We start from the raw sequence: 26,567 nt of genomic DNA, 5'->3' as shown, positions 1-26,567 counted from the left end.
TGCCTGCATAACAGGCCGTCTGAAAAACATAACCATGCCCGGCTTCGTGGGATTCGCAAAACGATTGCGATAAAATGAGCGACACCCTCTATTCATTCCCAATACTGCGACCCATGCCTATTTTTATTCCCACCCATCACGAAACAACCATCGAATGGCGTAACGAAAGCACGCAAAAACCACCGCAACAAGCGGTTTACCAACAAGAAAGCAATGCCCGTTCCATTCTGAAAAACGCCTATGCCCACACCGCAACGGTATGGACGGGCGACTTTCACAATGCCAAACAAGTATTGGCAGCCGTCAAAAAACAGCTTCGCAAATCGGCAACCAAACCCATCACCGATATTCAGACGGCCTTTCACACCCACCGTATGCGGCAGGCACAAAACAGCCGTATTGTGAATATGTTGGCGGTAGAAATCGGCACGGGTTTCAGTTTGGATTTACCGCGCGCGCCTATCATTGCCGATGCCTTAACCGACGTATACGGCACACCCAACGACCAACCTTTTTTATTACCACTAAACCTTTTGCTGGGTTTTATCGGCGCCCACGAATGGCATAAAAAAGGCGTCTATATTCCCGCTTTGAACACCGAAATCCATGTTCCTTTCGGTGTCTTCTCACCCTTACGCGGCGAATATCTCGACCTCATCGCACAAGCACCGCTACCGCCAAACTGCCAAACCGCTTTCGATATCGGCACCGGTTCGGGCGTTATCGCCGCCCTACTTGCCCGCAAAGGCGTACCGCATATTACCGCCACAGACACCAACCCACGCGCTATTGCCTGCGCCGAAAACAATATCCGCCGTCTTGGTTTTGCCGACGCCGTCCGCATAGAAAATACGGATTTATTTCCGCAAGAACGTGCCGATTTAATTGTCTGCAACCCGCCGTGGCTGCCCGCCAAGCCCACATCGGCCATCGAATCCGCACTATATGATCCTGACAACGCCATGCTGAAAAGCTTTCTGAATGGCGTTAAAAGCCATTTGAACGAACAAGGCGAAGCATGGCTGATTATGTCCGACCTAGCAGAACATCTGCATTTAAGACAACCCGATTTTTTAGCGCAATGTTTTCAGACGGCCTCATTAAGCCTTATCGACGTATCCCACACCACACCCAAACACCGCAAAGCCTATGACAAAGAAGACCCACTGGCTTTTGCACGACAACAAGAAACCACTTTCCTTTACCGTTTAAAGGCCGTCTGAAAAAATATTTGCCGCCGTCGTTTCCTTTTTATGACGGCGACACCGATTCACAAAACCGCTTGATTTGAACGAATATCAAAAATAAATTACTATTCCCATCATGCCCTATCGCAGGCCGTCTGAAAATATAGTTTCCGATTAACCGAAAGCCCGCCATGAATCTAAAAAATCGTCACTTCTTAAAATTGTTGGACTACACATCTGCCGAAATAGAACATTTGCTGGATTTATCTGCCGAGCTCAAAGCCGCCAAAAAAAACGGTACTGAAAAACAAGCCTTAACCGGCAAAAACATTGCCTTGATTTTTGAAAAAACCTCCACCCGTACCCGTTGCGCTTTCGAAGTTGCCGCCCACGACCAAGGCGCATCGGTAACCTATCTCGAACCCGGCGGCAGCCAAATCGGACACAAAGAAAGCATTAAAGACACCGCCCGCGTATTGGGCCGCATGTTTGATGCCATCGAATACCGGGGTTTCAGCCAAAACACGATTGAAGAGCTGGCCAAATATGCCGGCGTACCCGTATTCAACGGCCTGACCGACGAATTCCACCCCACTCAAATTCTCGCCGATATGCTGACCATGCGCGAGCATTGCCAAAAACCGCTCCGTGAAATCGCGTTTGCCTATATGGGCGATGCCCGCTTCAATATGGGTAATTCTCTGCTATTGGGTGGTGCTTTACTCGGCATGGATGTCCGCATCGGTGCCCCTCGCCACTTATGGCCGTCTGAACAACTAATTAAACAGGCGCATGAAATCGCCGAACAAAGTGGGGCACGCATATTATTAACCGATAACCCACAAGAAGCCGTTAAAGGTGTAGACTATATTCATACCGATGTATGGGTTTCTATGGGCGAACCGGAAAGCGTATGGAAAGAGCGTATCGAATTGCTCACCCCCTATCAAGTCAACGCTAAATTAATGGCCGATGCGGGCAACCCCAATGTTAAATTTATGCACTGCCTACCTGCATTCCATAACCGTGAAACCAAAATTGGCGAATGGATTTACCAAACGTTCGGCATGGACGGCGTTGAAGTGACCGAAGACGTGTTCGAAAGTAAAGCATCCGTAGTATTTGACCAAGCCGAAAACCGTATGCACACTATTAAAGCGGCATTGGTGTCACTACTTTCCTAATTTTCAGTAAATCGTGCCGACTTTTACCACTATATTGTAATTAGCGGTATAACCGGCACGACCTAAGTGATAAAATCAACGATCTATACTCCCTATATTCACAAACAAAGAAAAGGACAAAATAATTTATGGCTACTGTATTGATTGTACCCGTATCCACCCGTTCCGATAGCTGGGCCGTTACCCAAGCCGTAGCAGCGGCATTGCCCGATGCAACCGCTTCCCGCGCTTTCGATGAAACCGGCGAAGCAGAAAAAATGCTTTGCGAAGGCAGATGTGATGACTGGCTGGATATGTTGGTTTCCCAAGTATCTAAATTAGATACACAAAATGTTGTTATCAAAGGCATTAAACCCGATCCGGAAAATATTTTTCTTTCCTCACGCAATATCGAGTTGGCTTTATCACTTGATGCCAATGTTGTCTTTGCCGTATCTGCCGAAGGCAGAACACCCGAATATCTGGCGGCACAACTCAATACTGCCAAACAAGCCTACGCGACTGCTCCCGACGTATTAGCCGGCTTCGTACTCGACGCCGCCGATGCCGGTACCGGTGCCTCATTGGCCGAACAAACCGGTTTGACCTATATCGGTTCAAAAGACAATATTGTTAACACTGATTTATTATTAAAAAAAAGCGGCCGTATGTCGCCGGCACAATTCCGTGTGAATATGATGGATGCCGCACGCAAAGCCAATAAACGCATCGTATTGCCCGAAGGTGCGGAACCGCGCACCGTACAGGCTGCCGTTATCTGTCATCAAAAAGGCATTGCCCGCTGCGTATTGTTAGCCAAACGCGATGAAGTAGAAGCCGTTGCCAACGAGCGCCATATCACCCTTCCCGATTCGCTCGAAATCATTGACCCCGCCACATTGATTGAACAATATGTCGAACCAATGTGCGAGTTGCGTAAAAGCAAGGGGCTTACACCTGAACAAGCTCGCGAACAATTGCAGGATACCGTTGTTCTCGGCACCATGATGATGGCACAAAATGATGTAGACGGTTTGGTATCCGGCGCCGTACACACTACTGCCAACACCATCCGCCCGGCATTGCAATTGATTAAAACCGCTCCGGGCGCCAGCTTGGTATCGAGCGTATTTTTTATGTTACTGCCCAACCAAGTATTGGTGTATGGTGACTGCGCCGTTAACCCCGAGCCTACACCCGAGCAACTGGCCGATATTGCCATTCAATCTGCAGACTCAGCCAAAGCATTCGGTATCGCGCCCAAAGTGGCTATGATTTCTTATTCAACCGGTACATCAGGTGCAGGCCCTGCCGTTGAAAAAGTAGCCCAAGCCACCGCTTTAGTGCGTGAAAAACGCCCCGATATCGATGTAGACGGCCCCTTACAATATGATGCTGCTACCGTACCGAGTGTAGCCAAATCCAAAGCACCGGATAGCAAAGTGGCCGGACAGGCAACCGTATTGATCTTCCCTGATCTGAATACCGGTAACTGTACGTATAAAGCCGTACAACGTAATGCGAATGTATTGAGCGTTGGCCCGATGCTGCAAGGTTTACGCAAACCGGTAAACGATTTATCACGCGGCGCTTTGGTTGACGATATTGTTTACACTGTTGCATTGACTGCTATCCAAGCCGTGCAAATGAGTTAATCAATCACTGCTTATTTAATTCAATTGTAAAAGCCGTCTGAAAAAATTCAGACGGCTTTTTTCTTAACCCCCATTAAAAATGCCCCCAATTAATATAATTAATTAAATTTCACAAAACCCAATAAAAATACTTTGCCAAGATGCAACAATTCCGATTTATAATCGCGCCCTTTATAAGATTATCCACCTATAGGATTTTCTGCCTTATAGCACTGAAAATAGTCGGTTTTATGCCAAAAACAGCATATTTGACACCCAAGTCCACTTTTATAGAATACTTGATGGCTTTTCTTCAATGAATTAAACTGTTACAATATAAAATTAAAACAAGGATTTTAAAATGAAACCAAATATACACCCCGAAAACTACCGTACCGTATTGTTTTTCGACAGCGGTGCCAATGAAGGCTGGTTGATCCGTTCGTGCACCGACACACACGGCAAAACCATGGAATGGACCGATGGCAACGAATATCCTGTTTTCATGTTGGATACATCTTCTGCTTCTCATCCGATTTATACCGGTAAACAGCGTGAATACAACAACGAAGGTCGTGCAAGCAAGTTCAACCAACGCTACAAAACAATGATGAACACATTCAGAAAGGATAAATAATAATGCAAGTACTTTCTTCTTTGAAATCGGCCAAATCACGCCATCGTGATTGCCAAATCGTACGCCGCAAAGGTAAAGTTTACGTTATTTGCAAAAGCAACCCACGCTTTAAAGCTCGTCAACGTTAATATTTTTGTATCGACAGATACAATATCCATATAAAAAAACAAGCTACCCATCGGAGCTTGTTTTTTTATATTCTTATAAACCCCGAGAAATACAGCATATAAAAGTTACCAATAAACTTTATTTGTCTTTAGTTCTGATGGTACATGACGCCAGACACTATCCTCCCGCCTATTTCGCTATAAAAAATAACTTACATATTGTTTTTATCCAACCATTGCTCCAAATCATCCGCACGGATACCACCATTTTCTTCAAAATCCAATTTATTAATCAATCTGCCACCACTATATTTCGCCAATACCGGCGTGCCCTTTAACCCATATTGCATTTTAAATGCTTCCCATTCGGTTTTATTTTGGTAGAGGCGATGAACGTTAATAAAATAAATTTTATTAGAGAGTTTGCGCTGGCGAATATAGCGCTTTAACATAGGTTCAAAAGCATTACAGTCACCACAACTCGGTCGGCCTATATAAGCATAAACCGTATGACCTTTTGCCACCATTTCTTTAAAATTTTCAACAGTCAGGCTATTTAATTCAAAATATATATCGGAATACGTATTTTCTAAATTTCGGGTGTTCTGTGCAGAAAGTTCGGCAGCGGTTTCAGCAACTGAAAGCTTATTTTGTAAATCACGAATTTCTTGATATGGACGACTACACGCAGCCAACAATCCGAACATTACCGCATAAAATAATATTTTTTTAGCATTCATAATATTAGCCTCCATAACATAACCAATTATCCTCTATGAAGAGGTTAAATAAATTCTACTCTATAATAGCCAAACTTACCTTGCCGATTTGTTTAATTTACAGTAATATTCCCTAAAATTAACTACGCCGATTTGATACAGCTTGCGGGCGTTAAACAGCTAAAGCGTATGGTTGTGGTTTGCAACCTTCCGTTTTTGACTTTAGGCCCGCTGTATTACACAACGGGCCTTATTGTATTTATTGAGAAGATTATGATTATTTTGGAAAACGTTTCCAAACGTTATCAACACCGAGACAAAACATGGTTTACCGCCGTCGAACCGACCACACTTGAAATCAAAGAGGGTGAAATATTCGGTTTAATGGGTTATTCAGGTGCCGGCAAATCCACCTTATTGCGACTCATCAACCTACTCGAACGCCCCGACAGCGGTAAAGTAACTGTAGGCGGTGAAGAGCTGACCGCTTTAAGCCCTGCCGCATTGCGTCAAGCACGACAAAATATCGGCATGGTATTCCAACAATTTAACTTACTCAGCAACCGCACCGTTGCCGATAATGTTGCTTTCCCACTGGAAATCGCAGGTTGGCCGATTGAAAAAATCAAACAACGTGTTGCCGAATGTTTGGAAATCGTCGGCCTTGAAAACCGTGCAGGGCACTACCCTGCCCAACTTTCAGGCGGCCAAAAACAACGTGTCGGCATTGCCCGCGCATTAGCTTCCAACCCGAAAGTTATTTTAGCCGATGAGCCGACTTCTGCACTCGACCCCGCCACCACCCGCAGCGTTTTAGAATGCCTGGAAGACATCAACCGACGTTTCAACGTAACCATCGTAGTCGTGACCCATGAGATGAGTGTTATCCGCCGCTTATGTAACCGTACCGCACTATTGCATCAAGGCAAAATCGTTGAAGTGGTGAATGTTGAAAACAACCAGATACACGCACAATCCGAAATTGGCCGTGAGCTAGTGAGGGAGGATTAAGATGGCCGATTTAACTTTCACACTGGCAATTGAAACCATTAGCAATATGAGTGGTGAAATCATACAAGCATTGTGGGAAACATTTATCATGGTTGGCCTTTCCACAACATTTGCTACTCTTTTCGGCACACTTTTAGGTGTGTGGTTATTCATCACATCCAGCCGACAGCTTTACTATAACCGCTCAGTTAATTTGTTTTTGGATAATCTGGTTAACCTGATGCGTGCTTTCCCTTTCGTTATCTTGATGATTGCCATGATTCCGGCAACCCGTGCCATTGTTGGCAGCACCATCGGCCCGGTTGCTGCTTCTTTGGTATTAAGTGTTTCCGGCGTATTCTACTTCGCCCGTCTTGTAGAACAAAACTTACGCGAAGTGCCTCGTGGCGTGATTGAAGCGGCTAGCAGTATGGGGGCTAAACCATTAACCATTATTCGCAAAGTGCTGCTAAATGAAGCCCGTTCAGGTATGGTTTCCAGTATTACCGTTTTAGCAATCGGGCTGCTTTCTTATAGCGCGGCAGCAGGCATGATTGGCGGCGGCGGTTTGGGTGACTTGGCAATACGCTACGGCTATTACCGTTACCAAACTGAAGTAATTATTTTTATTGTAGCTATTTTGGTATTTTTGGTTATTGTTATTCAGGGACTAGGAAATTTTATTTCTCGCAAACTCGATAAACGTTAAAACTAAATTCAAACACCATTAGTAAGCGTTTCAGACGGCCTTAACTAATTTTTGCACCATTCAAGGAGATCTATTTATGCAAGCATCTACATTTTTAAAAAAAACATTCTCTATTAGCACATTAGCATTGCTATTAGCCGCTTGTGGCAGCCAAACCGAAACTGCTTCATCTGCCGCCTCAGATAATGCAGCTTCTGCAACTACTGAAAAAAAAGAAATCGTTTTCGGCACAACTGTCGGTGATTTCGGCGACATGGTTAAAGAAGAAATCAAACCACTTTTAGAAAAAAAAGGCTACACGGTTAAATTAATTGAATTCACCGATTATGTCCGCCCCAATTTGGCTTTGGCAGAAGGTGAGCTGGATATTAATGTATTCCAACACAAACCTTATTTGGACGACTTTAAAAAAGAACATAAATTAGATATTACCGAAGTATTCCAAGTACCGACCGCGCCTTTAGGCCTCTATCCCGGCAAATTGAAATCCTTAGACGATATTAAAGATGGCAGCAGCGTTTCTGCGCCCAATGATCCATCAAACTTTGCTCGCGCCTTAGTAATGATGAATGATTTAGGCTGGGTTAAATTAAAAGACGGCGTTAATCCGCTGACCGCATCCAAACACGATATTGCAGAGAATCAGAAAAACATTCAAATCGTAGAGCTTGAAGCGGCACAACTTCCCCGTAGCCGTGCGGATGTGGACTTTGCCATTGTCAACGGCAACTACGCCATGAGCAGCGGCATGAAGCTAACCGAAACCCTGTTCCAAGAACCGAGCTTCGCTTATGTTAACTGGGCAGCAGTAAAAACTGCCGATAAAGACAGCCAATGGGTGAAAGACGTTGCCGAAGCATATAATTCTGATGAATTTAAAACCTATGCCAAAGAACGTTTCGCCGGATACAAATATCCTGCTGCGTGGGGTGAGGCCGCCGCCCAAGGTGCTGCCAGCGAAGCTGCAGCAACCGCATCCGCTATACCTGCTGAAGCTTCTGCCGCCCAATAAATAACACTATATTTTTGTTTTGCATAACGTCTTCCCATAGCGGGAAGACGTTTTTCTTATCACATACAAAGATATAGATTTGGCGGTTTGGCGAAGTAAACAGCAGCATATTTTCATGGTTATTATTTTCAGACGGCCATCATGATGGATACAAAACATACAGGCCGTCTGAAACAGATTCGTCATTTTCTATGCCCTGTCTCACAGTTTTGATATAATATGCTGTTTAATCCCCCGCAGAACCACTACTAAACACTAAAGGATAACAAACATGGGCTTTTTGCAAGGTAAAAAAATTCTGATTACCGGCATGATTTCCGAGCGTTCTATCGCTTACGGAATTGCCAAAGCCTGCCGTGAACAAGGCGCGGATCTGGCTTTTACTTATGTTGTAGACAAATTAGAAGAGCGTGTACGCAAAATGGCGGCAGATCTCGGCTCAGAATTGGTATTCCGCTGCGATGTACAAAATGATGACGAAATAGAAAAAACCTTTACCGATTTAGGTAAAGTATGGGACGGCTTGGACGGCTTGGTACACTCTATCGGTTTCGCGCCGCGCGAGGCTTTGGATGGTGATTTTCTTGACAGCATCAACCGCGAAGCTTTCAGAATTGCCCATGAAGTTTCCGCATACAGCCTGCCGGCTTTGGCTAAAGCCGCCCGCCCCATGATGCAAGGACGCAACGGTGCCATTTTGGCGTTGACTTATCTGGGAGCCGTTCGTGCCATTCCGCATTACAATGTTATGGGCATGGCCAAAGCCAGTCTTGAAGCCGGCATCCGCTTTACCGCTTCCTGCCTGGGCAAAGAAGGTATCCGTTGCAACGGCATTTCCGCCGGCCCGATTAAAACGCTGGCCGCATCAGGTATTGCCGATTTCAGCAAACTGCTGAGTCATGTAGCCTCACACAACCCGATCGGGCGTAATATTACCATTACCGAAGTGGGTAATACTGCTGCATTCCTATTGTCTGATCTCGCTTCCGGTATTACCGGTGAAATCACTTATGTTGATGGCGGTTACAGCATTAACGCACTGAACGACCCTGAAGAAGATCAAGAAGATTAATATATGGCCGTCTGAATCCCGTTACCCACATGCCCATAAACGGCTGGATAATGGGATTCAGATATTAGCATATCAAATCACAGAATCCACTCTTTAGATTTAATAAACACATCTTTGCATTCATCGTTAGCATCATTCCATCTATTCTTATTTTTGGCTATTTCCGATTGCCTCATTTTTCCAGCTAATTTTTGATAAAATACATATATCTACCTATCCGAGCCCTATCATGGATCTTTCCCACCGCTTAGACCGACTGCTACCGCAAACCCAATGCCGGGAATGCGGTTATCAAGGTTGCAAACCTTATGCCGAAGCTTTGGCAGAAGGCCGAGCCGCTATTAATCTTTGCGCGCCGGGCGGTGAAACGGTTATGTTGGAAATTGCCACCCTACTCAATCAACCTCCCCTAGCACCGGCCAAAATTCAAGAAAAAGCCCTCGCTTGGATTGATGAAGAAACCTGTATCGGCTGCACTGCCTGCATCCGCGCCTGTCCGGTTGATGCCATTATGGGCGCTTCTAAGCTCATGCATACCGTTATCAGCCAAGAATGTACCGGTTGCGGTTTATGTGTCGAACCATGTCCTGTCGACTGTATTTATATGCAACCGGTGCAAACCGATTATTTACCGCAAGCCCGGTTTTTAGCGAATAGTGAATCTATGCCGCGCTTTGCTGCCGCCCAACATGCCCGCCGCCGTTACGATTGGCATCAGGAGCGAAAAGAGCGGGATGCCGAAGAACGCCACCAATATTTAGCCGAGCGTGAAGCTTTGGCAAAAGCAGCACAACATACACCGTCCAACACGGCGCTATCAGAAAGCACACCGAAAACGCAAGCCTCATTTAATCCTGCCGACCTTATTGCCAAGGCAATGGCACGCGCACAAGCGCAACAAAATCAAAGGGTGGTTTCCGCCAATCGAGAAACCTATCAGGCACAACAAATCGAAGAAGCCCGTGAACGCGCCACCTACCGCCGTGCCCAACGTGATTTAAAATATGGAACACAAGAGGAAAAAGAAGCTGCCCTTGCCTATCTGCGCCAATATAAAGCCGAACAAGAAGCAAAAGCGGAAAAATCATCAAACAAGGCCGTCTGAAATCATTTTCAGACGGCCTGTAGTCACACCCTTAATAAAAAAACATCAATATAAATATACTTCAAATTTTAAAACTTTCGCTGCATAAAGCGGCGCATAGCTTCCGGCATCTTACTCTGCAATTTTTGTGTTAAGACCGCTTCGTTCTTCTGCCACCAAACCCCTGTTAACACAATACCCAGCCCTACCAAAGTTAATGAAATCGGGAACAGCCAACTGTCTTTAAATACTTTATCTGCCAAATGCCAAAAATAGCCAAACATACCCAAAGCTCCGAATACGGCAAATACACGGCGGCGGATAAGCACTCCGCCAAACACCATAGCAGCATTAATCAGAAAATAGCCGAACTTACTCCACTCGCTATCAGAATCCATCATGCTGAGCCCGCCCCAGAAAGTTATCACACCAAACAAATACAGCCAAAACGGATAATCCAGCCGGCTACGGTTGCGGGCATCTATCCAAAATGCCAATAAAATCATTACCATGCCAAACCAAACTGAGACTTGTTGTTTAAATGTCCAATCATAAACACCGTCTTGACCATAAAAAACCCAGTCGGCAATATCCATCGACATATACCAAAGTGTTACCGCAAGCGGCATCACCAAAAACGGATAGCGATACCGCCAAAGCATGACAACTGCTCCGGCCAACGTTGCCAACTCCATTATCAACCAACGCCAATCAATCCAACGATGATAATCACGATAAACTAACTCATCATCCGGCCAGAAGCCCAATGCCTGCTGCGCACCATAAACCGCCAACGGCACCAAAACCACCACAAATACGGCACAAATACCGGCCGGAATATGTAAACGACGGTTTCGGAAATATTCAGTCAGCGCAACACCCGCTACGCCATAAATCAAGCAAAGCAACACAACGGCTGCTCCGCCGAACGTTTCCCAACCTAAAGTCATAAATAAAGACATGGCACCAATAGCCAACAGCCCGCCGATGTAATATAAAACGTGGGTCATACCAAATTGCGGTATATGCTCGTTTTGCTGCTGCCACAGCGCCCATAAATCATCAGCCTGCTTTGCATTGATAATCTGTTGGTCAACAGCCTGTTTTAAATGCTGCTTACGAATATCCATTGTCATTCCCTACAAGAATCAATCATTAGTAAAAGTTTTCACTCAATGATAAAACATGTGCCTCTATATATTCACTTTTATAAACTTACATTTAATACCATAAAAAATAATGCAATAAATAAAATTGGATTCCAACCATCCGAAAGGTTTAATTACCTAACATCTAATGCTTACATAATAACCCAATATGTATAAAAACTATGCATTTTTTATATAGGTATTTGCTTATAACAAAGTATAGGTTTTTAGAGCCATTATTTATCACTCTTGATTTCCAAATAAGAAACAAACAATAAATAAAACGACTATTCATTAATTATTGGTTGTTTTATAGAATACACACATCAACAAAACAGACAACACATTACAAACGTTGTCTGATATTTAAAATATAAAACACACCATATACAAAAAGGAATAACCATCATGAAAAAAACCGTACTGACTTTCGCCGCTTTAGCTACTTTCGCTGCCTCTTTCGCTTCTGCCCGCGGTGCCCACATGCCTAAATATGATCACGCCAACGACTCAGGCCCGATTGCCGGCTTGCAAGAAGTACAACATCAAGGCATGATCCGCGCCCGCAAAAACGATGACAGTGTTAAATTTATTGCCCCCCGCGGCCAAACTTCCGATGCTGCTTTCCAATACCACTATGACCATTTAGGTCGTACCGAAAGCCGTTAATTAATCTTAATTAATCATTGTAAAAAATAAAAAAGGCCGTCTGAAAACTTTCAAACAACCTATTTTATAAACGGTAATTATTTGTATATTAAATATTTTTAATTTTTTTTAAAACTTAAATTAACCTGACTGTAATAGTCAAAACATAAATGGAGGTCATATTATGAAATCATCTCACTTTTTAGTTGCAGCATTAACCGCTTCTTTTCTTTTCAGTGGCAACGCATTAGCTGCTGATACACATACTGCAACAGCTGTAAGAGCAACATCACCGGAGCAATCTGGCGGAACTTTTAAATACTCTACCAACCGCCAAATTGCCGCCGAGCAAAAAAATGTATATGACACCATTATTCGATATCAAAATGCACTCAATGCCGGCGATACCAAAACTATTTTGAACTTATTCGCTGATGAAAGCTATTCACAATGGAACGACAAATTGACTGCCGACACCACCGCAGAAAGACGTCAACAATATGACGATCTGTTCCAACGTGAAAAATTTGAAACCGACTTTGCTTTTGATACCATTTGGATTAATGGTGACACTGCCGTTGTGAGAACACACCATCACGTAGGTTCGGTAGTAACCAACTTCAAAGAACAAAAAACCGTGATTGACTTAAACCGCGAAGTTTTTGTAATGCGAAAAGTGAATGGCCAATGGAAAATCTTCCTCTATACCTTTAACACTAATCCGCTTCAAGGTGAAGCTTAATGATAAAAGCCAGAGCAACTGCTCTGGCTTTTATTTATCTCATACCAATACGAAATAATCCACTTTCAATAAATTCAATATCTCTTATGGCTATGCATACTTAATTTTGCTTGATAGCGATAAGAAATATATTTCATATAATCTGGAGAATATTTTTCACAATTATATTGTTGTCTCTACTTCAATTTTCTTAGCTTGAAGTGAATTTGCCGTTGGCAGCGGGAATATCTGCCGCGCTCAAGAGAATGGTGCTGTTTTCATAGGCATTGGCAGCAAAAACAATGCAATCATGCCGTCTGAAAGATTTGGATTTTTCAGACGGCATGGGGTTTATTTATGAACAGCAGGGAACTCATTAAACCACGTGGGCAACGAATGCTATACCTTATAGCTTACTGCGTTCTATTCATTATTAAATTGTGGCCATTGGAAATCAGTTGTTTTATCCTCACCGTGTAGGAGTTTAACCATATCATTTTTGATATAGCCAAAGATATTGCTGACATCACCAGCACAGGACAAAGCTGCGTGGAAGGAACTAGTGGCAGATTTAATATCTTCTTTGTCCATTGCATCTTGGTAGTCACTCATATTCTTAAAAAAATAATGAAGGCGTTCTTCCAGTTCTTCATTCCAGTCTTCCAAATAGCAGCAAAGCCATCGTGAATCGAACCATCGTGAATCAAAAGGAACTTCATCATTGAATTTTGCAATTGCCTTTTCGTCGCCAAGGTCAATTCCTTGCTTGAGACCCAATTCTCTAAGTGAGTCTCTTACTGAATTTAAATCGTTTATTTTCATCATTTCATCCTATTTAACATTTAATGTTCTATATTTTCCTTGTTTGGTTTTTGATCTATTTAAGGAGCCGTCAATATTTAACATCATTTTAAATTTTCTATTTTCATCAAAAACTTCAAAATGATTTTTGTGTTGACCATCTAAATATATGTAATCCCCCTTAGTTCCTGCTTCGAGTTATAAAAAAATAGTCTTTAGAAAAAATTTCTAAAGACTATTTTCAATTGGTGCCCGGAGCCGGAATCGAACCGGCACGACCTGTTTAGGGTCGACGGATTTTAAGTCCGTTGTGTCTACCTATTTCACCACCCGGGCGCTGTTTTTAAAATTGTTATCACAATAAAAACAGTAAAAAATAAAACTTTGGAGGCGGGGGCGCGGATTTTAACCGGCCTGTATAAAGGTTGCACCCTTTATCGCATAAACACTCTGCCACCCCGCCATGAAAAGGGATATTTATAAATTGTGGAGGCGGGAGTCGGAATCGAACCGGCGTAGACGGCTTTGCAGGCCGCTGCATAACCACTTTGCTATCCCGCCTTAAAACTATTCAAGCCGATTTAAGTGGTATTCACGACTTGATTTTAATTTGGAGCGGGAAACGAGTCTCGAACTCGCGACCTCAACCTTGGCAAGGTTGCGCTCTACCAACTGAGCTATTCCCGCAAATTCAAATGCAGCTTTTGGAGCGGGAAACGAGTCTCGAACTCGCGACCTCAACCTTGGCAAGGTTGCGCTCTACCAACTGAGCTATTCCCGCATTGAGAAATTACATTTGAAATAAAAATTTTGGAGCGGGAAACGAGTCTCGAACTCGCGACCTCAACCTTGGCAAGGTTGCGCTCTACCAACTGAGCTATTCCCGCTTAAACTTTTGCGCTGCACCACATGCTGTGCAAAAGAGAAAGCTATTATAGTATCTGAAAAATTACTGTCAAGTATTTTGTGTAAGTTTAATGCTCGAATTCTTTCCATGCCATTTTCAAATAATAGAACATCGACCAAATTGTCAGCACAGATGCAATAAACATCAATATGTTGCCGATAACCATCAGGTTCAAACCGTGAAAATCTTCCAGTCCGATAAGTAATAATAAAATGGCTACCATTTGCGCCGCTGTTTTAAATTTACCAATGGTGGCAACGGCGATACTGCTACGCCGCCCCATTTGTGCCATCCATTCACGTAATGCGGAAATGGTGATTTCCCTACCGATGATAATCATCGCAAAAATCACATAAGTACGATCCAAGCTGACCAAAAGTAATAAAGCCACGGCCACCATCAGTTTATCGGCAACCGGATCAAGAAAAGCGCCAAATTCCGATGTTTGCTTCCAAAGACGTGCTAAGAAGCCGTCGAACCAATCGGTAACAGCAGCAGCCGCAAAAATAGCGGCAGCAGCCCAATTAACGGTTTGTCTGTCTAACCAACTATCCGGTAAATAAAACAATATAGTAAATACCGGAATCAGCAAGACACGCATCCAAGTAAGAAAAATGGGGAAATTCCAAGGCATAATTGAATCGGCTTTCTGTGGTTTGTGTTTCCAGATGGCTGTAGATTTCTGAAATACGGCCTTATGTGCAACAAGCTGCCATTAGGGCTTCCAAATATGACCGGTTATCAATCAGACCAACACTACTGCTATGCCTGATTATATTTTCAATAAAGAGCTATCCTTATTACATCTGCTCAAAATATGTGATAGTAGGTTTTTGTATATTACCTACGTTACTACATTTCCGGATAGTCAACCAGCCTTGTTTGATTAGCACACTTTTTTATTCTATTTTTTATGGTGGATTATAACGAATTTAAACGATAGCTTGTGTTATTCGTTTAGGCCGTCTGAAATATTGTTGTATGGATTGTCTTTGCATTACGTATTTATCCATATCATTATCTTTGAATTTCAGTGAAGGCTGTCATAAATTTTTTCAGCCAGTGACTTACTGATACCTTCCACTTGTGCCAAATCTTCCACACTGGCCGCAACAATGCCGCGCAACCCGCCAAAACGGGTGAGCAATGCCTGACGGCGTTTGGCACCAACGCCGGGTATCTCGCTTAAAGAAGAAGTCACACGCGCTTTATCGCGTTTTTTACGATGGCCGGTAATGGCGAAACGGTGTGACTCATCGCGCACGGTTTGTAATAAATGCAAGGCCGGGCTGTTGTGTGGCAGTCGGAATGTCTCACCAGTAAAAGGCAATATCAGCTCTTCCAAGCCCGCTTTGCGCTCGGGGCCTTTGGCAATACCGATGATGGGAATATGCAGCCCCAGCTCCGTCCATACCTCTACCGCTACACCAACCTGCCCTTTGCCGCCGTCAATCAATACGGCATCCGGCCATTTCACACTTTCACCGTTGGCTTCCGCCTCGGCCAGTTTACCGTAACGACGGGTCAGCACTTCGCGCATAGCGGCATAATCATCACCCGCTTTGGCAGTAGTAATATTGTAGCGGCGGTATTGTGCGGGTTGGATATCGTGGTCGTCGTAGACCACACAAGACGCCACGGTCGCTTCACCTTGCGTATGGCTGATATCGAAGCATTCCAAGCGTTGCAGGCTGTCCGAATCCATATTCAGAATCCTTGCCAATTCTTCGATTCTGTTTTGACGGCTGCCTTGTTGTAATTGGTGTTGTGCAAGGGCAAGGCGGGCATTCTGTTCCGCCATCTTCAGCCATACTTTACGCTCGCCAATCGTTTTGGTAACAAATTGAATTTGCTTGCCGTGCTCTTCACTCAAGGCCGTCTGAAGCACTTTGGGTAGGGTAAAATTGCTGATAATAATATCCGGCTTGCTCTTGCCTAAATAATGTTGCGCCACAAATGCCTCGGCATAGTCTTGGCCGTCCGGTTCGGGATCGTTACGGACATCGGGAAAGAAGTTTTTGTCCCCCACATGGCGGCCGCCGCGTATGCTGACCCAATGAATACATACCCCACCCTTTTCGACCACCAGCGCCAATAAGTCGATATCGTTGGGGTTATTGGGGGTTTTACTGTCGATAAATTGCTGGCTCTGAACCAAGCCGAGTGCCTGAATTTGGTCACGATAACGGGCGGCTTCTTCAAACTGCAAGGCGGCGGCGGCTTGGTTCATTTTATGATGCAGCATTTGTGTCAGCTCGCCGGTTTTCCCATTGAGAAAAGTAGCCGCTTCCCGCACGCTTTCTTGATAATCTTCATAAGAAATATGCCCGACGCAAGGGCCCGAACAGCGCTTAATCTGATAAAGCAGGCAGGCACGGTCGCGATGTTGAAACGTACTGTCTTCACAAGTACGCAATTGAAAGATTTTTTGCAGAATCTGTATGCTGTCGCGTACGGCATATCCGTTGGGATAAGGGCCGAAATATTGGTTCGGCTTTTTTAAGGTACCGCGATAATAGGCCATTTGCGGGAACTCATGCCCGCTCAACATCAAATAAGGATAGCTTTTATCATCACGGAATAAAATATTGTATTTGGGTGACAACGCTTTGATTAAATTATTTTCTAAAATCAAAGCTTCCGCTTCCGAACGGGTCACGGTCGTTTCGACCGAATGAATCTGTCTCACCATCAGCATAATGCGTGGCGAATGGTCGTTTTTTTGAAAATAACTGGAAACACGCCGCTTAAGATTAACCGCTTTGCCGACATACAAAACCTGCCCTTTACTGTCGAGCATACGGTATACACCCGGCAGATTAGGCAGGTTTTTTAAAAAAATATTTAAATCGAAAGCTTCAGGCACGGTATCGGTATATTGTGTTCAGATGGCCTAAATTATACGTTAAAGCGATATTTGTCGCGAATGGTAAGATAAATAGTATGAGATAAACAAAACGTTTAAATCACATAGAAATAAATACTGATAAACTGTGCCAAGCTGCCGCCTAGCACAAATAAATGCCAAATACCATGCCCGTGTTTGATTTTTTCATCATTCACAAACCAATAAATGCCACCGCTATAAAGTAAGCCGCCCAACACCAGCCAAAACAGCCCTGCCGAAGATAGGTTACGCACCAGCGGGAAAATCGCTACTACTACCAACCATCCCATCAACACATACAAAATTAGCGATAATAGCCGTTTTTCACTCTTGCGCCCGATGGTCAACTCTTGAGCGATACCGAAAACCGCCAATCCCCAAGAAATACCGAACAGCCACCATCCCCATGTACCATGTAAAGACACCAAACTAAACGGGGTATAACTACCGGCAATCAATAAATAAATTGCACAATGATCCACCTTTTGCAACATTGCTTTGGTTTCCGGTTTACGCACGCTGTGATAAACCGTCGAACCAGCATACAAAATCACCAAACACATACCATAAGCCGCCGCACTAACTACTTTATAAATATCCATCGTTGCCGCAGCTTTTACCAACAATAACACCAGCCCGGTAACAGCAAGCAATGTGCCCGCCAAATGGCTGTATGCGTTAAAACGCTCACCTACATACATAATAATAATTCTTATTTTTGAAAGAGGCCTAGTTTACTTGATTCCACCTTAGAAAAGCAGTAGGTGCACTATTAAAATCAGGTTAAATAGGCACGGGCAATTCGTCCGATAAAGAACACCACTCAGCTCAAGATAATCAAAGGCCGAGACCTTTGCAAAAACCCCAAAAATCCCTTAAATTCTTCACCAAAGATATTTAAGGGATTTCTCATGAGTACGTTCTTTCAGCAAACCGCCCAAGCCATGATTGCCAAACACATTGACCGCTTTCCTTTATTAAAGCTCGAACAGGTGATTGATTGGCAGCCGGTAGAGCAGTATCTGAATCGTCAGAAAACCCGTTATATCCGAGACCACCGCGGCCGTCCCGCCTATCCCTTATTGGCTATGTTTAAAGCCGTTTTACTCGGCCAATGGCACAGTCTTTCCGACCTCGAACTCGAACACAGTCTTATTACCCGTATTGATTTCAACCTGTTTTGTCATTTTGACGAGATGAATATTCCCGATCACAGTACCCTTTGCCGTTACCGCAACTGGCTGGCACAAGACAATACCTTGGCCGAGCTGTTGGATTTGATTAATCGCCAACTGACTGAGAAAGGCTTAAAGGTAGAGAAGGCGCAGGCTGCCGTTATTGATGCGACGATTATTCAGACGGCCGGCAGTAAGCAACGTCAGTCTATAGAGGTTGATAGCGAAGGAGAGATAACCGGTCAAACCACACCGAGCAAAGATAAAGATGCCCGTTGGGTGAAGAAGAACGGTCATCATCAATTAGGCTATAAGCAGCACACCCGTACCGATGCGGAAGGTTACATTGAGAAGCTGCATATTACAGCGGCCAATGCCCATGAGTGCAAACATCTGTTGCCTTTATTGGCAGGCATTGCCAAAGAGACAACGGTCTATGCGGATAAAGGTTATGACAGTGCGGAAAACAGAAAGTATCTGGAAGAATATAAACTGAAAGACGGCATTATGAGTAAATCCCATCGCAACCGTCCGCTGACGGAAGCGCAAACCCGCCGCAACAAATATTTATCGAAAACCCGTTATGTAGTGGAACAGAGTTTCGGTACGCTGCACCGTAAATTCCGCTATGCCCGGGCAGCCTACTTCGGGCTGGAGAAAGTAGCGGCGCAAAGTCATCTGAAAGCGATATGTTTGAACCTGTTGAAGGCGGCCAACAGGCTACGTGCGCCTATTGCTGCCTAAAAGGCAGCCGGATGCCTATTAATTAGGCATCTGAGGAGTAATAAAGGGGATATTGCGGTCAAAAACAGCCGAAATCCTGTGTTTGGAGTTCGGCTGTCGGGTGAAGGACTATTTCGCAAAGGTCTCAGGCCGTCTGAAGTTTCAGACGGCCTCATTAGCTATACAATACTTTCTCAACGGGTAACAATTTCACCACGTAACGAGAACGTATACGCTTCGGTAATGGTTAACTCCACCATTTCATTAATTAATCGCGGATTACCTGTGAAATTCACCACTCGGTTATTGGCTGTACGGGCTTGTAACTGATCTGGGTCTTTCTTGGAAATACCCTCTACCAAACAACGCTGAACCGTGCCGACCATACTTTGATTGATACGCGCAGTTTCCGCTTCAATAATTTCGTTCAACGCTTCCAGACGGCGAACTTTTTCTTCATGCGGGGTATCGTCCGGCAAGTTGGCCGCAGGCGTACCAGGGCGCGGGCTGTAAATAAATACAAAGCTGAGGTCGAATGCTACGTCTTTTACCAGTTTTAATGTTTGCTCAAACTCGCGTTCCGTTTCACCGGGGAAGCCGACAATAAAATCCGAACTCAAACATAAATCAGGACGGATAGCCCGCAATTTGCGGATAATCGATTTATATTCCAGCGCCGTATAACCGCGTTTCATGGCACTTAGTACACGATCCGATCCGCTTTGTACCGGTAGATGCAAGTGTGAAACCAATTTGGGTAGGTCTCGGTAACACTCGATAATGGCATCCGAAAACTCACGCGGGTGGCTAGTGGTAAAGCGCATGCGCTCAATACCCGGAATTTCATGAACGATGCGTAGCAATGTTGCAAAATCACAAATACCGCCATCATCCATCATACCGCGATAGGCATTCACATTCTGACCCAACAAATTGATTTCTTTAACCCCTTGTTGGGCAAGGTTGGCGATTTCAGTTAAAACATCGTTTAACGGACGGGAAAATTCTTCGCCGCGCGTATAAGGCACCACGCAAAAACTACAATATTTCGAACAGCCTTCCATAATCGAAATAAAAGCCGATCCGCCTTCCACCCGTGCAGGCGGCAGATGGTCGAATTTTTCAATTTCGGGAAACGAAATATCGACTTGGGAAAGGCCGGTTGTTTCCTTATCCACAATCATTTGAGGCAGACGGTGCAATGTTTGCGGGCCGAAAACCACATCCACATAAGGTGCACGCTTAATAATCGTTTCACCCTCTTGTGAAGCCACACAACCACCCACCCCAATAATCAAATTGGGATTTTTGGTTTTGAGCGATTTTACCCGTCCTAAATCAGAAAATACTTTTTCCTGTGCCTTTTCTCGCACAGAGCACGTATTAAAAAGGATAATATCGGCTTCCTCAGCCTCGTTTACTTGCACTAATTCATCACCTTCTGCCAATACGGACAACATTTTTTCACTGTCGTATTCGTTCATTTGGCAGCCGAATGTGCGGATAAATACTTTTTTCATGTCAAACTTATCAAATAGGGTTAAGGTTGTCGGATAGCGGCACGCTGCTCAAAAGCCTGTTTTTCCGCAGGGGTCAGCAGCCATATTTCCGTAATATTTCCAGCCGCATCGCGACGCAGAGCAACGGTTTTACCGGTATGGTAAGGCAGTTTGCCCCGTACGATAAAACGGTTGCGTTCGTCTTTAATACGCAAATCATGAGTGGTATTAAAAGCCGAAACATTATTATCAAGCCAGCCTAAAGTTAGGATTTTCAACCACGGAATACCACCATTACTGAGCACCACCTGTGGGTAGTTTACTTGCTTCAAAATCGCGATATCCATATCGGCAGGCACGGCACGCTGTGCCCATGCTACAGAAGAAAACAATAAAATAAACAGGGTTGTAAGTATTTTTTTCATGATTTTTTCTTGTTATCAGTGAGAAAGACAAGGGCGGATTATAGCACAACCGAGATAAGCGAGCCCTTGTTTTTAATGAAGATTTAAAGGTAAAACCATCAATATAGCCACCATATTATGTGTATAACCATATATAAAAGCATTCAGACGGCCTACAATAGCATCAGGCCGTCTGAATGTTTTTTAGTCAGATAGATGGTGAATTTTAACCACACTTATTTTATATTTTAACCATACATTCCATTATATATATTTTTTTATCCACCCCTGCACATATTGCCTATACCGATGTTTTATCAGCTATATATGTAGTATCAAAATTGGTACAAATCACTCAAATTTAGGTATCGACAGCCATTATATAGTTTCACCACCCCATTTCCCTTGCTATAATAATAAAAAATTTACAAAAAAAATCGCCCCACGAGGGGGCGCAAAAGGAACACAAACCACTACCAAAACTTTTACAAGGCAAATTCTTCAACTGAACGCTTTGCCGGATACAGCGCTTTCATCAAATCAGATGGTGAAAGCATATAATCTCTCTCGTTACTAACAGTCAGACAACCTTGCTGCGGCGTCAGCTCCAACAAACAAAAATTGGCTGCCTGTATAAATGTCTCTTTTGTGGATTGAACACGACGCTGTAACGCCTTCAACACACGGTTATATGTATTTTCTTTACGCTTCACTGTACGGGCTGTTGCCACCCAGCTTAAACGTGTTTCCGTATCTTCGTTTTCAATCAGCAAGATGCCTTTAAATGGTTCGTTTTGCAACTCTTCGGGCAATCCTACATAATATCTTCCGTCAACAATCACAAAAACTGTATCGTAAACTTCAGGGCAATCGCTGCATTGTGTTGCCAACAGCGAATGAACAGCTCTTTGATGCAATCTCAGAATATCGAGAGAAATTTGCTTAAAAATACTTTCAGGCATTTTGCTCTCCTTGCTTGTCTGTTTGCGAGTTGTTGAATTGAATTATACGCAAAAAATCACTTTTTGCAAATGATAATTGTTTTTATTAAGTTAAAAATACATATATACATGTTTTTAAAGAAAATTAAATTCTATCACCGTAATAAATTTTTTAGAAATTTGACTAAAATTAGGGCTAAAGCTCATAGTGCTTAGCTAGAATAAATCATTTGCCCACACTCAAACTCTATTTCAAATTTAAAATGACAAATCTATTTCTACAATATATCCTTTTATTCTCAATACAAATAAGGAGCGGACAACCCATCCGCTCCTTATTTGTATTAATCGACACCCTATTAAGTATAGGTTTTTTCATACAGCCAATTTATCTTATTATAATAATGGTTAATCAGCACCGAGTAATTTCTCATCCAACATTAAGTCTTCACTCTTATTTACACCAATATGGCGCTCCAATACCTTTCTGGCAATATCTTGCGCTTCAATTAAAGAATGCATCTGATAAGTGCCACATTGGTATTCATTCAGTTCGGGGATTTCTTTCTGGCTTTGCACATTCAAAACATCTTCCATAGAAGCCGACCATGCCGACGCAACTTTTTCTTCTTCCGGCGTGCCAATCAGGCTCATATAAAAGCCGGTTCGGCAACCCATCGGCGAAATATCGATAATCTCGACATTATCGTCATTTAAGTGTTCGCGCATAAAGCCGGCAAATAGATGTTCCAAGGTATGGATACCTTTTTCCGATAAAATTTCCTGATTCGGCACACAAAAACGTAGATCATAAACAGTAATATCATCACCTTTCGGCGTACGCATGGTTTTGGCAATACGTACGGCAGGCGCCTGCATACGGGTGTGATCTACTTTAAAACTATCAAGCAACGGCATAGTGGTCTTCCTTTTTTAAATCAGTATCATAATAGCCTTATCATAACACGATATATTATGGAATCCATCGAAAATTCAAGCCTGACAATAAGATTTTGATAAGGCATTAAAAAAACAAAACCATCTCAATTTTAGCCATAGCCATATTAAGCCAATAGGCCGTCTGAAATATTTCAGACGGCCTATCCACCATACCATGCTATTTTATTTACCCTCCGGTTAACGCCATAACACGAATAATTTTATACGGGTTTTCCACAAACTCATGTTTCTCGGGTTTACGCATCACTGCTTTACGAATCGCTTGTTCCAACTCATCATCACTACAGCCGTCACGCAGCATCGGGCGCAATGCAACCTTATCTTCTTGACCGAGACAGAGGTGTAAATCACCAGTAGCGGAAAGACGCACACGATTACAAGTTTCACAAAAATGCTGGCTCATCGGCGTAATCAAGCCGAGGGTAAAACCACCGTCGCTACTTTGCCAATAACGTGCAGGGCCGCCACCAATAGTGCCGTTAAAAGGGGTTAGATCAAACTTTTGTTGTAATTGTGTTAACACCGGCTGCAAGCTGACTTTCGCATGCGCCTGTCCGGTAGCCCCCATCGGCATTGCTTCAATCAAATTGAGAATAAAACCGTTCTCAATACAAAACGCCACCATATCGTCCAAGTCATATTCATTAATGCCTTTAAGGGGCACCATGTTGATTTTAATCCGCTCAAAACCGGTTTCTTTAGCAGCTTTAATGCCTTCAAGCACCTGTGGCAAACAATCCGTTCCCGTAATGTCTTTCACGCAATCATGACGCAAACTGTCCAAACTGATATTAAGGCGGCGCACACCGGCCTGACGAAGCGCTTGGGCATGTTTGAATAATTGGGTACCGTTGGTTGTCAGGGAAATATCTTCCACCCCCGGCTGATTGTTAATTTCAGCGGCCAGTTGTGTTAAACCTTTACGCAACAGCGGTTCCCCGCCGGTTAAGCGGAACCGTTTGGTGCCCAAGCGCGCAAAAGCAGAGGCAACACGTGCCAACTCTTCAATACTGAGCCAATCTTTGGGGACAGCAAAACCTTTAAACCCCTTAGGCAGACAATAGGTGCAGCGTAAATCGCAACGGTCGGTCACGGAAATACGCAGATAGTCTACGGTGCGGCCGAATGCGTCGGTTAACATAAACATGCTCGTAGTGTATGGTTTATCGTCATTGTATCCTATTTAACGTTTTTGTTAATGCTGCATTATAATTAGAAACTAGTTCTTTATAAGGATAAGCCGTCTGAAAAGTTTCAGACGGCCTATCCTTATAGACACAAAAACATCAAATACCCAATAGCGGAATCAAAATCGGCACCAAAATAGCTGTCAGTACACCATTAAAAATCAGACCGAGACTGGCATAAGCAGCCAGCTTCCGACTGCGTTCCAACGAAGCAGCAATCCCCATCGCATGTGAAGCGGTACCCATCGAAATACCTTGAGAAGTCGGCATACGTATAGTGCTGGCACTCATCAGCTTAAAGCCTACCATCTGCCCCATCATACCGGCCAAAATCACAGTAGCCGCAGTAAGCGCAGGAATACCGCCGATGGCACGGGTGATTTCGATGGCAATCGGGTTGGTCACCGATTTTGCAGCCAACGATAACACCACCTCTCTCCCTGCACCTGTCCATTTGGCAATGTAAACACCAGTAATAATACCGGTAACACTGCCTGCCGCCTGAGAAACGATAATCGGCAACCATTGGCTGCGGATTTTTTTCCAATTGATATAAAGTGGAACGGCTAACGATACAACCGCCGGTTTCAACCAAAAATCAATAAATCCGGCAGCCTCGTGATAAGTATCATAATTAATATCAAATATTTTTAGGTAAAGAATCACTGTAATAGTGCTTAAAACCACAGGGTTGCACAAAAAACTACCTGTGCGTACGCGCAATACATTGGCAATCCAATATGCAGTAACGGTAATAAACAATAATAAAGCGGGATTGGAGAATATGGTCATGACCAAAACCTCCGCATTAATTCGTGTACCTTACCAGTAACAAACATCACCAAAAACGTGCTGACCACAGTTGCAGTTACAATCGACAACAAATCCCGTTGTACCAAATCCAAATAACTCATTACGGCCACGCAGGGTGGCACAAGGAAAAGTGACAAATTGCCCATGAGCACATCAACCATCTGTTGCAACCATGCCGTTTTCACCCAACCCAAATGTAATGCGGCAAACAAACACCCCATGCCGATAATACTACCGGGCAGCTTAACACCTGTTAAATAAACAACGGCTTCACCCACGGCCAAAAAGCCGAAAATAATACTTAACGACCTAATCATTACTGGCGTGCTCCTCTTTTCCTTTTCTCTCAATCTTTTTATGATAATAGTCTAACAATAGCAATGAGGCCGTCTGAAAGGATGTGAGAATATAAAAGAAAACAGGTAGATAAATCCTCTACCATATAAATTATCAACGGATAATTTAGCTATCATAAATAAATATTATTCAGACGGCCTATCTTTGCCGGCGTATCACAGCCTATATTATAAATACTATGGGCAAACGGCAGAGCCAATCTTAATGCTATCAGCTTATTTATAAGGATTTTCTACACCATCAACCAAACGCTGCAAATATTCCCGCAATTGTGCTTCACTACACCCCATCAACAAAGCATCTTCAAACGTATCTTGAGCCGTCTGAAAAAGTTCGGTCATATTTTCAGTCATGACTTTGATTTTTTCGGTACAGGAAACGATTTCACCATCATCGCCATACCATTTCGGCATTTCCGGCATACTCATGACTGCCCCTTTAATTTAAAAAACGTGACGGGTCATTTTTTTTTACACGACGGCCAAAAGCATATTTCGAATTCCAATACTTATTGCTTAAGCTGGTAATTTCGATATTTTTACCGGTACGAGGGGCATGAATGAAACGATTGTTACCGATATAAAGACCAACATGTGAAATGCGCCCTTTACCCATTGTTCGGAAAAATACCATATCACCCGGTTGCAAATCACTACGGTTGACATGCACACCCATTTTGGCTTGTTGTGCCGAAGTGCGCGGCAGATTAATTTGCATACTGTTTTTGAAAATATGCTGCATAAAGCCACTACAATCAAAACCAGTACGGACAGAACTGCCGCCGTAGCGGTAAGCTACTCCAAGCAGCCCCATTGCACTTTTAATTAAATCATCGGCATCACTGCCGCTAATACTCTGACTTTCACTATCCTGATGACCTACCGCTTGTACGAATCCATCTTGTGCTTGTAAACGTAATAAGTTTTCAATTTCGTCGGCATGCGCGAGTTGTATATCTGCCAACATTAAGCACACGGTTGTAACAGTAGTAGCAAACAATCGTTTAAAATTATTCATCTATAATATTCCGTGTATTACTTTTCAGACAGTCTTACCTGTCTTTTATGTTATTCTGTATAGAC

29 protein-coding genes and 5 tRNA genes are annotated in these 26,567 nt (G+C 43.6%); 13 read left to right on the top strand and 21 right to left on the bottom strand.

Annotated elements, in window-relative coordinates; translation table 11 throughout:
* The first annotated feature begins 113 nt into the window (after window positions 1-113).
* The 5 genes from D0T92_RS03660 (at window position 114) to ykgO (ending at window position 4,749) form a co-directional block, all read left to right on the top strand.
* Complete coding sequence (locus D0T92_RS03660) at window positions 114-1,223, top strand: methyltransferase (RefSeq protein WP_151052958.1); 1,110 nt, start codon at window positions 114-116, stop codon at window positions 1,221-1,223.
* 155 nt (window positions 1,224-1,378) lie between these two features.
* Window positions 1,379-2,371, top strand: coding sequence for an ornithine carbamoyltransferase (argF, locus tag D0T92_RS03655; RefSeq protein WP_151050314.1), 993 nt, complete (start codon window positions 1,379-1,381; stop codon window positions 2,369-2,371).
* Between the two features lie 128 nt (window positions 2,372-2,499).
* Entirely contained in the window at window positions 2,500-4,005 is a 1,506-nt protein-coding gene (pta, locus tag D0T92_RS03650; RefSeq protein ID WP_151050312.1) for a phosphate acetyltransferase, read from the top strand.
* A gap of 340 nt (window positions 4,006-4,345) precedes the next feature.
* Window positions 4,346-4,621 carry a type B 50S ribosomal protein L31 gene (locus D0T92_RS03645; RefSeq protein ID WP_151050309.1) on the top strand — a complete coding sequence of 92 codons (276 nt, stop codon included), beginning with the start codon at window positions 4,346-4,348 and terminating at the stop codon, window positions 4,619-4,621.
* 2 nt (window positions 4,622-4,623) lie between these two features.
* The gene (gene ykgO, locus D0T92_RS03640; RefSeq protein ID WP_151050307.1) at window positions 4,624-4,749 is read left to right on the top strand and encodes a type B 50S ribosomal protein L36; all 126 of its coding nucleotides are present in this window, start codon (window positions 4,624-4,626) and stop codon (window positions 4,747-4,749) included.
* Between the two features lie 191 nt (window positions 4,750-4,940).
* Here the strand turns inward: ykgO and D0T92_RS03635 are convergent, their stop codons facing one another.
* Window positions 4,941-5,468 carry a thioredoxin family protein gene (locus D0T92_RS03635; RefSeq protein WP_151050305.1) on the bottom strand — a complete coding sequence of 176 codons (528 nt, stop codon included), beginning with the start codon at window positions 5,466-5,468 and terminating at the stop codon, window positions 4,941-4,943.
* Window positions 5,469-5,720: 252 nt separating this feature from the next.
* Here D0T92_RS03635 and D0T92_RS03630 point away from each other — a divergent pair, with 252 nt between their 5' ends.
* The 5 genes from D0T92_RS03630 (at window position 5,721) to D0T92_RS03610 (ending at window position 10,335) form a co-directional block, all read left to right on the top strand.
* A complete protein-coding gene (locus tag D0T92_RS03630; RefSeq protein ID WP_151050303.1) occupies window positions 5,721-6,458 on the top strand; it encodes a methionine ABC transporter ATP-binding protein in 738 nt (245 codons plus the stop codon).
* A gap of 1 nt (window position 6,459) precedes the next feature.
* Window positions 6,460-7,146 carry a methionine ABC transporter permease gene (locus D0T92_RS03625; protein ID WP_151050301.1) on the top strand — a complete coding sequence of 229 codons (687 nt, stop codon included), beginning with the start codon at window positions 6,460-6,462 and terminating at the stop codon, window positions 7,144-7,146.
* A 76-nt stretch (window positions 7,147-7,222) separates the two neighbouring features.
* Entirely contained in the window at window positions 7,223-8,158 is a 936-nt protein-coding gene (locus D0T92_RS03620; protein WP_151050299.1) for a MetQ/NlpA family ABC transporter substrate-binding protein, read from the top strand.
* Between the two features lie 271 nt (window positions 8,159-8,429).
* A complete protein-coding gene (gene fabI / locus D0T92_RS03615) occupies window positions 8,430-9,230 on the top strand; it encodes an enoyl-ACP reductase FabI (protein WP_151050297.1) in 801 nt (266 codons plus the stop codon).
* Between the two features lie 229 nt (window positions 9,231-9,459).
* Window positions 9,460-10,335 carry an RnfABCDGE type electron transport complex subunit B gene (locus D0T92_RS03610; protein WP_151050294.1) on the top strand — a complete coding sequence of 292 codons (876 nt, stop codon included), beginning with the start codon at window positions 9,460-9,462 and terminating at the stop codon, window positions 10,333-10,335.
* A gap of 68 nt (window positions 10,336-10,403) precedes the next feature.
* Here the strand turns inward: D0T92_RS03610 and D0T92_RS03605 are convergent, their stop codons facing one another.
* Complete coding sequence (locus D0T92_RS03605) at window positions 10,404-11,444, bottom strand: DUF2157 domain-containing protein (RefSeq protein ID WP_151050292.1); 1,041 nt, start codon at window positions 11,442-11,444, stop codon at window positions 10,404-10,406.
* A gap of 426 nt (window positions 11,445-11,870) precedes the next feature.
* Between D0T92_RS03605 and D0T92_RS03600 the strand changes: the two genes are divergently transcribed.
* Together D0T92_RS03600 and D0T92_RS03595 are read left to right on the top strand one after the other, a co-directional pair.
* The gene (locus D0T92_RS03600) at window positions 11,871-12,131 is read left to right on the top strand and encodes a hypothetical protein (RefSeq protein WP_151050290.1); all 261 of its coding nucleotides are present in this window, start codon (window positions 11,871-11,873) and stop codon (window positions 12,129-12,131) included.
* A gap of 163 nt (window positions 12,132-12,294) precedes the next feature.
* Window positions 12,295-12,852, top strand: coding sequence for a YybH family protein (locus D0T92_RS03595; protein ID WP_151050288.1), 558 nt, complete (start codon window positions 12,295-12,297; stop codon window positions 12,850-12,852).
* Between the two features lie 190 nt (window positions 12,853-13,042).
* Here D0T92_RS03595 and D0T92_RS11695 read toward each other — a convergent pair whose 3' ends face one another.
* The 10 genes from D0T92_RS11695 to trhA form a co-directional block, all read right to left on the bottom strand.
* The gene (locus D0T92_RS11695; RefSeq protein ID WP_263641693.1) at window positions 13,043-13,177 is read right to left on the bottom strand and encodes a hypothetical protein; all 135 of its coding nucleotides are present in this window, start codon (window positions 13,175-13,177) and stop codon (window positions 13,043-13,045) included.
* Between the two features lie 77 nt (window positions 13,178-13,254).
* A complete protein-coding gene (locus D0T92_RS03590) occupies window positions 13,255-13,656 on the bottom strand; it encodes a DUF6853 family protein (protein WP_225315132.1) in 402 nt (133 codons plus the stop codon).
* A gap of 222 nt (window positions 13,657-13,878) precedes the next feature.
* A tRNA-Leu gene (locus D0T92_RS03585) sits at window positions 13,879-13,968 on the bottom strand.
* Window positions 13,969-14,119: 151 nt separating this feature from the next.
* Window positions 14,120-14,193 (bottom strand) — tRNA-Cys (locus D0T92_RS03580).
* A gap of 50 nt (window positions 14,194-14,243) precedes the next feature.
* Window positions 14,244-14,319 (bottom strand) — tRNA-Gly (locus D0T92_RS03575).
* 18 nt (window positions 14,320-14,337) lie between these two features.
* A tRNA-Gly gene (locus D0T92_RS03570) sits at window positions 14,338-14,413 on the bottom strand.
* Between the two features lie 30 nt (window positions 14,414-14,443).
* Window positions 14,444-14,519, bottom strand: a tRNA-Gly gene (locus D0T92_RS03565).
* Window positions 14,520-14,606: 87 nt separating this feature from the next.
* Complete coding sequence (pgsA, locus tag D0T92_RS03560; protein ID WP_151050286.1) at window positions 14,607-15,173, bottom strand: CDP-diacylglycerol--glycerol-3-phosphate 3-phosphatidyltransferase; 567 nt, start codon at window positions 15,171-15,173, stop codon at window positions 14,607-14,609.
* Window positions 15,174-15,569: 396 nt separating this feature from the next.
* Window positions 15,570-17,405 (bottom strand): excinuclease ABC subunit UvrC, encoded by a 1,836-nt coding sequence (gene uvrC, locus D0T92_RS03555; RefSeq protein WP_151050284.1) that lies wholly within the window; start codon window positions 17,403-17,405, stop codon window positions 15,570-15,572.
* Between the two features lie 95 nt (window positions 17,406-17,500).
* Window positions 17,501-18,127, bottom strand: coding sequence for a PAQR family membrane homeostasis protein TrhA (gene trhA, locus D0T92_RS03550; RefSeq protein ID WP_151050282.1), 627 nt, complete (start codon window positions 18,125-18,127; stop codon window positions 17,501-17,503).
* A gap of 210 nt (window positions 18,128-18,337) precedes the next feature.
* Here trhA and D0T92_RS03545 point away from each other — a divergent pair, with 210 nt between their 5' ends.
* Window positions 18,338-19,345: an IS5 family transposase gene (locus D0T92_RS03545; RefSeq protein WP_151049527.1), complete on the top strand. Its 1,008-nt coding sequence runs from the start codon at window positions 18,338-18,340 to the stop codon at window positions 19,343-19,345.
* A gap of 173 nt (window positions 19,346-19,518) precedes the next feature.
* On the opposite strand, the gene miaB is transcribed toward D0T92_RS03545, so the two are convergent.
* The 9 genes from miaB to D0T92_RS03500 all read right to left on the bottom strand — a co-directional run bounded on the left by miaB (window position 19,519) and on the right by D0T92_RS03500 (window position 26,502).
* Window positions 19,519-20,844, bottom strand: coding sequence for a tRNA (N6-isopentenyl adenosine(37)-C2)-methylthiotransferase MiaB (gene miaB / locus D0T92_RS03540; protein WP_151050280.1), 1,326 nt, complete (start codon window positions 20,842-20,844; stop codon window positions 19,519-19,521).
* 20 nt (window positions 20,845-20,864) lie between these two features.
* A complete protein-coding gene (locus tag D0T92_RS03535; RefSeq protein ID WP_151050278.1) occupies window positions 20,865-21,248 on the bottom strand; it encodes a hypothetical protein in 384 nt (127 codons plus the stop codon).
* Between the two features lie 464 nt (window positions 21,249-21,712).
* On the bottom strand, window positions 21,713-22,189 hold the full coding sequence (locus D0T92_RS03530) for a pyridoxamine 5'-phosphate oxidase family protein (protein WP_151050276.1): 477 nt from the start codon (window positions 22,187-22,189) through the stop codon (window positions 21,713-21,715).
* 387 nt (window positions 22,190-22,576) lie between these two features.
* Complete coding sequence (gene luxS / locus D0T92_RS03525; protein WP_151050274.1) at window positions 22,577-23,086, bottom strand: S-ribosylhomocysteine lyase; 510 nt, start codon at window positions 23,084-23,086, stop codon at window positions 22,577-22,579.
* Between the two features lie 208 nt (window positions 23,087-23,294).
* A complete protein-coding gene (gene moaA, locus D0T92_RS03520; protein ID WP_151050272.1) occupies window positions 23,295-24,269 on the bottom strand; it encodes a GTP 3',8-cyclase MoaA in 975 nt (324 codons plus the stop codon).
* A gap of 145 nt (window positions 24,270-24,414) precedes the next feature.
* Window positions 24,415-25,107: an LrgB family protein gene (locus D0T92_RS03515; RefSeq protein WP_151050270.1), complete on the bottom strand. Its 693-nt coding sequence runs from the start codon at window positions 25,105-25,107 to the stop codon at window positions 24,415-24,417.
* Window positions 25,104-25,445 (bottom strand): CidA/LrgA family protein, encoded by a 342-nt coding sequence (locus D0T92_RS03510; RefSeq protein WP_151050268.1) that lies wholly within the window; start codon window positions 25,443-25,445, stop codon window positions 25,104-25,106. The genes D0T92_RS03515 and D0T92_RS03510 overlap by 4 nt, the downstream gene beginning before the upstream one ends.
* 255 nt (window positions 25,446-25,700) lie before the next feature.
* Window positions 25,701-25,913: a hypothetical protein gene (locus D0T92_RS03505; protein WP_151050266.1), complete on the bottom strand. Its 213-nt coding sequence runs from the start codon at window positions 25,911-25,913 to the stop codon at window positions 25,701-25,703.
* Between the two features lie 10 nt (window positions 25,914-25,923).
* Window positions 25,924-26,502, bottom strand: coding sequence for a C40 family peptidase (locus D0T92_RS03500; RefSeq protein WP_151050264.1), 579 nt, complete (start codon window positions 26,500-26,502; stop codon window positions 25,924-25,926).
* Between the last annotated feature and the right edge of the window lie 65 nt (window positions 26,503-26,567).

Source organism: Neisseria zalophi (assembly GCF_008807015.1).
GTDB lineage: Bacteria > Pseudomonadota > Gammaproteobacteria > Burkholderiales > Neisseriaceae > Neisseria > Neisseria zalophi.
Note: the sequence above shows the minus strand (reverse complement) of the source record. Positions and strands in the feature narration are given on the sequence as shown.